Genomic DNA, 6,689 nt, shown 5'->3' on the forward strand with positions numbered 1-6,689 from the left:
CGTGCTTCTGACAGGAAGGAACTTCTGCTTATTCCGGGGAAAGCGGGAAGGTTTTTCAAATGCGGGAGGTGAACTGCGGCAGTTTCGCCGCTGCCAGAAAGAGCAGCAGCGTCGGCGTGTAGTTCACCCCGTCGCCGATCGGAGCGCCGGTAAAGGGATCGAGCTCCTGCTGGAAGGTCGATTCCGGATGCTCTTCAAACGCCTTCATCCAGCGCAGCAGCAGCGCTTCGCGGTCCGTTTCCCGATGGTAATACCCCATCCAGAAGAGCGCCCGCAGCGAGGTCAGCGCCTGCGTATTCCCGCCCCAGGAGTTCCGGATGCCGTGCCGGAAGCTCGGGTCATCGATCGAAACCGACGGCAGCGGGTACGGCGGCAGAAACTCCCGCCCCGGCGTGCAGAAATAACGGACATAGACCCGGTCGAACTCCTCCTGCGTCAGCACACGGTTGAGGAAGAGGCGGGTCACATGCTCGGTGCGGTACTTCCGGAAGCCGGTCGTGGCGCGATCATAGTAGAATTCATCCTCCTCATCGTAGAGGTAACGGCGGATGGCGAGCCGTGTCATTTCGGCTTTCGCGCGCCATTCGGCCGCTTCCGCATTCTTCCCCAGCAGGTCCGCCAGCTCCGCCAGCGCGATCCGGCCGCCGTACAGTGCGGCGGAGAGATCGACCGAGAGGATCGGCATTTCCGGGAGGTCCGGCATGTTGTTCGCATCGTCTCCCGGGCAGCTGTGCGGAATCCCGCCGTCGGTCACCCGCGGCGAATTGTCGTGCCCGGTGTCGTATTCGCAGTACATCGCCGGAAGGCCGCTCTCCGCTTCGCAGCGGTGGTGGACGAACCAGCTGTCATACGCCGCCGCCCCCCGGTAGATCCGGGCGAAATCCTCCTCCGGGCGGCCGGTCTTGCGGGCGATCTCCATCGCACAGCGCGCAAACGGCCAGACAGTCTGAACGTGCCAGAAACAGCGGTCGTACCCGTAGAAGAAATTCCCCTCCTTCCGGTAGTTCAGCGGAAGAGCGAAGGGGAACAGCCCATCTTCCCGCTGAAAGCGCAGGAAGGCGTCCTGAGAACCCCAGGCGGATTCCGGCGCATAGTCGGCGAGAAAGAAGTTATCCTGATTGTGTTCGAGCCAGATTCCCTCGTACTGATCGCCCGCCTTCAGCAGCGGCGTCTCGGGATACTGGGGAAAGGCGTCCAGATTGTTCAGCAGCGCCCGCTGTACTTCGGGAACTCTTGCGGTGAGCTGTTTGACGGCGGCAGGGGAGAACGGTTCCGGGGCTGTCATGGTTTCAACATCCTTCTTTTGCGGCCTTTTTTCCTGCGGTTGGTATTCATTCCAGATTGCGGACGCTGTTGCGCACGATCAGGTGGGTGTGCAGCCAGCGCACCTCCTGCGGCGTCTCCGGGTGGCGGATCAGTTTGACCAGTTCCGCCACAGTGGCTGCGGCCAGCTGATCGAGCTCCTGGTCGATGGTGGTTAATTCCGGCGTCATCCAGCCGGAGATGCCGGAGAGCTCCGAGGTGACCAGCGAGAGATCCTCCGGAATCCTTATGCCGAGGCGATGGAGTTCATGCAGAACCGGCAGCGCCACCCCTTCGCCGCAGGCGATCAGCGCGGTCGGTTCCTGCTTGAGCAGCTGGAGCAGCCGGTGGTTGGATCCCTCCGGTTCGAGGTCGGTGTACATGACCGGCTCCAGCTCCGGCAGGCCGTGTGCGGAGAGAAACGCCCGGTAGGCGTCGAGCCGCTCCCGCCCCGCCTGGTTGAAAAACTGGTCGACGGTGACGGCAATTCGGCGGTGTCCTCTTTTGTAGAGATGCTCCAGCGCGAGCCGGACCCCTTCGCCGTGGTCGGTGCAGACCGCGCTGCTGAAGGCATACTGTTTGTTGACCGTGAGGATCGGCATGGAAAGGGCGCTGAGCTGTTCGAAGTGCTGCTCAATGACCTGTTCCGAGAGCAGCAGCAGCACCGCCTTGGTGTAGCCGTTGTAGAGTTTGGGCAGATCTTTGACCGGCAGGATTTCGGTGAGCAGGTTGCGCCGGGTGACCTCAAAAACCGCACTGTTGAGCAGTCGCTCGGTGAAGCTGGTGCGCCGGGCGGGATTCGGCATCTCGTTGATGACGATGGCGACGCAGTCGCGGGCCATCACCTGCTGGGGGCGGTAGTTGAGTTCGCGGGCGGCGGCCAGCACACGCGCCCGGATCTCTTCACTGACCCGGGCACGCCCGGTGAACACCCGCGAAACCGTCGCTTTTGAAACGCCGCATTTCCGGGCCAGTGTATTGATATCGGCCATCGGATCTCCTGAATTGAAACAGTTTCAACTTTTTGATAACATACTTCTTTTCAGGAGATTTTTCAATCCGGAATCCGGAAAAAGTGCAAAAAGGGAGGATTTTTCCGTTCCGCGATGAAACCCGGTTTCATCGCGGAACGGATTCTGCGTCCGTCAGCAGTCGTAAGAGCTTCTCAGGTCGCGGATGACCAGTGCCTGTTCCAGCTCTTCGAGGGAGACCTCCGCTCCGGTCCGGAAGGTGAGGCGGCAGGTTTCCCCGGGCAGCAGGGCGAAGCTGTTGTCGGAGAAGGTCGCCTGGATCTTCCGGAACTCCGCGAAGAGGTAGAAGACGGGCTTATCGGTCTCCAGTTCCAGCAGGAACTTCCCGTCTTCCGTGCGGGAGAGCCGGTGGGTGATCTTCGCCTTCGGCAGCTCGCAGTGCTTGTATTCGGTCAGGAAGCGGTCGCCGCGGTGGGTGTAACTTTTGCCGTCGCCGGAGACTTCCAGCTCCCAGAGGAGAAATTCCTGCGTCGGGTCGGCGATCCATTCCTCGGCCGGAAGCTGTCGGAGCAGCGCCGCGCCGTACGGCGGCAGATCGACCGGCAGCGAAAGGCGTTTGACGCGGCAGCCGTCGGCGATGCGGACGGCGAAAACCGTCATCGTGCCGCACACTCTGCTCCCGACGTCGCTCGACACCCGGAACTCCAGCTTGTTCTCCCGCGGGACGATCGTGCCGATCACCGGGGCGTAGAACCGTTTCGCGTGGTAGTGGAGCTGTTTCCAGTTGCCGAAGTAGTCGAGGCTCGACCAGGAGGCGACCGGCCAGTTGTCGTTGAGCTGCCAGTAGATGGTTCCCATGCAGACCGGCTTGAGGGTGCGCCAGAACTCCACGCCGGTCCGGATCGCCATCGCCTGCTGCACCTGGCTCAGGTAGATGAAGTCCTCGAAGCCGGCGGGCAGCCGGAAGTAGCGGGTGAACATCTCGACGATCTTCGAATTCCCGGCGTTGTTCTTCTGGTGAAGTTCCATCACCGGGCTGGTGACGTTGCGGCCGTTTTCGCCGACGTAGAAGTCGACCGTGTTCTGGCTTGGGAAGGCCTGATAGCCGAACTCCGAGCAGAAGCGCGGCGTGATCTCGTAGTAGGCGTCGACGCTCCGGCCGCCGTGCCAGACCCGCCAGTAGTGCATATCGCCCTGCGAGTCGGTGTCCTGATCGGTGAAGTCATCCTGCGTGTTGCAGGGGGAGGTCGGCCAGAAGAGCCGCGTCCGGTCCGCCGCGAAGACCGCGTGGCGGATCGCCTGATTGACCCGGTCGTAGCAGACCACCTTGCGCACGTTCTCGTGCTCGCGGGGGACGAACTGAGCGCATTCGTTGTCGCCGCACCAGAGCGCGATGCAGGCGTGGTCGCGCAGCCGCTTCACCTGATGGATCACTTCGGCGCGGATGAGTGCAAGGAAGTTGTCGCTGTCCGGGTAGACGGCGCAGGCGAGCATCATATCCTGCCAGATGAGAATACCCTTCTCGTCGCAGAGGTCGTAGAAATCCTCGTTTTCGTAGAGGCCGCCGCCCCAGACGCGCAGACAGTTCATGTTGGCTTCGACTGCGTCGGAAAGCAGGGCGTCGTACCGGGCGCGGGTGTAGGTTTCGGGGCGGGAATCCATCGGGATCCAGTCGGCTCCCTTGGCGAAGACATCGATGCCGTTGACGCGGAATTTCAGGCAGACGCCGTATTCGTCCTTCTCGCTGACGGTCTGCATGTCGCGCAGGCCGATCCGTTTGGAAAGGGTCATGCCGTCCGCCGTGACGGTGAGCGGGTAGAGCGGCTGTTCCCCGTATCCGGCCGGATACCAGAGCTTCGGATTTCCCACCTCGAAATCGGCGGAAACCTCGTTTTTTCCGGCGGTGAGAGCGGCGTCGACGCGCCGGGTTTCGCCGTTGAATGCAAACGTGACCGGCACCGTTCCGGCGGCGAGGGCGTCGATCTCCGCGGTGACAGTCACGTTACAGCGGCCGGCGGAGTGGAACTGTTCGGTGCGGACGTATTCCAGCCGGGTGCCGGAGGAGTTTTCCAGACAAATTTCGCCGTAGATGCCGCTCAGGACCAGTGAGACTCCCCAGTCCCAGCCGCCCTGACACTGAATTTTGCGGATGTAGTTTCGGCCGTAGAAAAAGCTGCCGTTCCCTTCCCGCCGGGGCGGGTGGTAGGTGAACGTTTCGCTGATCCGGTCGATGTATGTCTGCGGCGCGGTGATGGCGACGGCGATGGTGTTTTCTCCTTCCTGCAGGAACGGTTTCACCTCGACGCGGAGCCGCAGAAACATATCCTCGCTGGAGGCGATTTTCCGCCCGTTGAGGAAGATGTCCGCCGCGGTGTCCACCGAGTCCAGATTGAGCCAGATGCGTTCCGCGTTCAGAAACTCCCGGTCGACGGTGAAACGGCGCTCCCAGCGCCAGTTGTACCGGCCGATCCACTGCACCTCGTGTTCGTTGAGGCCGACGTTGGGGTCGGGGATCAGCCCCGCCCGCAGCAGCGCGGAGGCGTTGTCGCCGGGGACATTCGCCTCGATCGGCGAAAATCCCTCCTTGTCGCAGGAGAGCTTCCAGATGCCGGAAAGATTGATTTTTGACATGGCGGAATCCTTTCTTGGGTTGGATTAAATTCTTTTTCTAAAATATCATGGATCTCTGCAAAAACGGTTTGTTTTTCCAAAAAAGGATACTACATTGATATTGAAACGGAGGATTTTTGATGCTGCATCTGGAAGCCAATTCCTATCTTCAACAGGAGAAATATCTGTACCATTCTTCGGAATACCATGCCGGAGAGGGATTTCGGCCGCACGATCACGAGTTCTGCGAATTCTTCGTCGTCCTGGAGGGGGAGCTGGAGCAGACGCTGAACGGGCGGAGCGCGGTTCTCCCGGCGGGAACGGTGCAGCTGCTCCTGCCGGGGGATGCTCACGGCATCGGCTGTGCGCCGGGGTGTAAATTCGTCCGCATCTTCAACTGCAACGTGCTGCGGGAGGAGTTTCAGAAGGAGTTTCTCCACTTTTCCGCGGAGCTGGAAATCGCGCCCGACGACCTGCTGGCCCGCGGCATGATCCCGCCCGGGGCGCGCCGCAAGCTGATCTTCGAGGACTGCGAAACCCTGCTCGCCCGGCGGGGGAAGTTCGGCCGGTTCCGGAATGCATTGCTGCGGACTCTGCTCTCACAGCTCCTCTGGGTTCTGCTGCGGCAGTCGGGGGTGGAGGAGAACGGCGCGCCGAAATGGCTGCTCGACGCCTGCGCGGCGATGCACCGCGAGGAGAACTTCCGCGCCGGTTTGAAGCGGCTGGTGGAGCTCTCCGGCCGGACGCAGGAGCACCTGAACCGCACGATGCGGAAACATTTCGGCATGACGCCGCGCGGCTATCTGACCAATCTTCGGCTGGAGGCGGTCTTTCAGGAGTTGATTCAGGGGAGGTGCGACATCACCTCCGCGGCGTTCCGGGCGGGATTTGTCAATCTCGCCGGATTCCGCCGGGCTTTCCGGAAAAAGTATCTGGTCTCGCCCCGCCAGATCAAGGAGCTGGGGCATCACTCCGGAAGCGGCGGGGCGTGACGGGCGATGCCCCGGGCCGCGCCGGAGAGCGCGGTCAGTAGATGGTTCCCGCCTTGCCTCGATAGAGGGTGAATGGGCGTTTCGCCTCTTCGCGGAGGAGCGGGCCGCGCACATCGATGTTGCGTTTTCGCAGAGCGTCGACCCAGTCGGAGCCTTTGTCCCCCTCATCGAATCCGATGGCTTCGGCGTCCTCCCGGGTCGCGCCGTAAAGCATCGCTTCCACTCCGCTCCACGGCGTAGCGCCGTAACACATGGCGCAGGGTTCGCAACTGGTGGCGAGCAGACAGCCTTTGAGATTGAAACTGTTCCGGAGGTGCTGGGCGCGGGCGAAGGCGGTCATCTCGGCGTGCGCCCAGGACTGACCGGCGGGGACGACCCGGTTGACGCCGACCGCGACAAGCCTGCCGGTTTTCACTTCGAAAATCGCCGCGCCGAAGGGGCCGCCGGTGCCGTGCAAAACATTTTGACTGGCCAGTTCGATGGCGAACCGCATCTTCTCCTCGTCGGTGGCGAACACCCGGTTCCGGTTCTGCTGCTCCATCTCCTCCAGCCATGGCGGCATCGCAATGGCGGGGGTGAGCGGCGCGGAGTGGACCGGCGGTTCCGGAATGGAGGCACATCCGGCCGCCCCGAGGAACAGAAGTGACAGCGCACCCCGTGAAATTATCTTTTTCATCGGCAGGATCCTTTCCTTCTTCTCCACCCGGCTCCGGAATGGACTCGCGAAAACCGGGGAAATCTGTCTCTTCTTTTTATGATAGCGCCGGAATTCTGAATTGCAAGTGTGTCATCGCAATCTCGATGAGTGGATGAA

Annotated in this window: 5 protein-coding genes; 1 reads left to right on the forward strand and 4 read right to left on the reverse strand. The window is 61.8% G+C overall.

Features of this window, described 5'->3' with window-relative positions; genetic code table 11:
- Positions 1-55: 55 nt before the first annotated feature.
- The 3 genes from ACMLHG_RS00740 to ACMLHG_RS00750 form a co-directional block, all read right to left on the reverse strand.
- A complete protein-coding gene (locus ACMLHG_RS00740) occupies positions 56-1,285 on the reverse strand; it encodes an MGH1-like glycoside hydrolase domain-containing protein (RefSeq protein WP_417169199.1) in 1,230 nt (409 codons plus the stop codon).
- A gap of 46 nt (positions 1,286-1,331) precedes the next feature.
- Positions 1,332-2,294 (reverse strand): LacI family DNA-binding transcriptional regulator, encoded by a 963-nt coding sequence (locus ACMLHG_RS00745; RefSeq protein WP_294435334.1) that lies wholly within the window; start codon positions 2,292-2,294, stop codon positions 1,332-1,334.
- 153 nt (positions 2,295-2,447) lie between these two features.
- Positions 2,448-4,904, reverse strand: coding sequence for a beta-mannosidase (locus ACMLHG_RS00750; RefSeq protein ID WP_417169200.1), 2,457 nt, complete (start codon positions 4,902-4,904; stop codon positions 2,448-2,450).
- A gap of 119 nt (positions 4,905-5,023) precedes the next feature.
- Between ACMLHG_RS00750 and ACMLHG_RS00755 the strand changes: the two genes are divergently transcribed.
- On the forward strand, positions 5,024-5,875 hold the full coding sequence (locus ACMLHG_RS00755; RefSeq protein ID WP_417169201.1) for a helix-turn-helix domain-containing protein: 852 nt from the start codon (positions 5,024-5,026) through the stop codon (positions 5,873-5,875).
- Positions 5,876-5,909: 34 nt separating this feature from the next.
- On the opposite strand, the gene ACMLHG_RS00760 is transcribed toward ACMLHG_RS00755, so the two are convergent.
- Positions 5,910-6,551: a deaminase gene (locus ACMLHG_RS00760; RefSeq protein WP_417169202.1), complete on the reverse strand. Its 642-nt coding sequence runs from the start codon at positions 6,549-6,551 to the stop codon at positions 5,910-5,912.
- Positions 6,552-6,689 lie beyond the last annotated feature (138 nt).

It is taken from the genome of Victivallis sp., assembly GCF_048170485.1.
Classification (GTDB): domain Bacteria; phylum Verrucomicrobiota; class Lentisphaeria; order Victivallales; family Victivallaceae; genus Victivallis.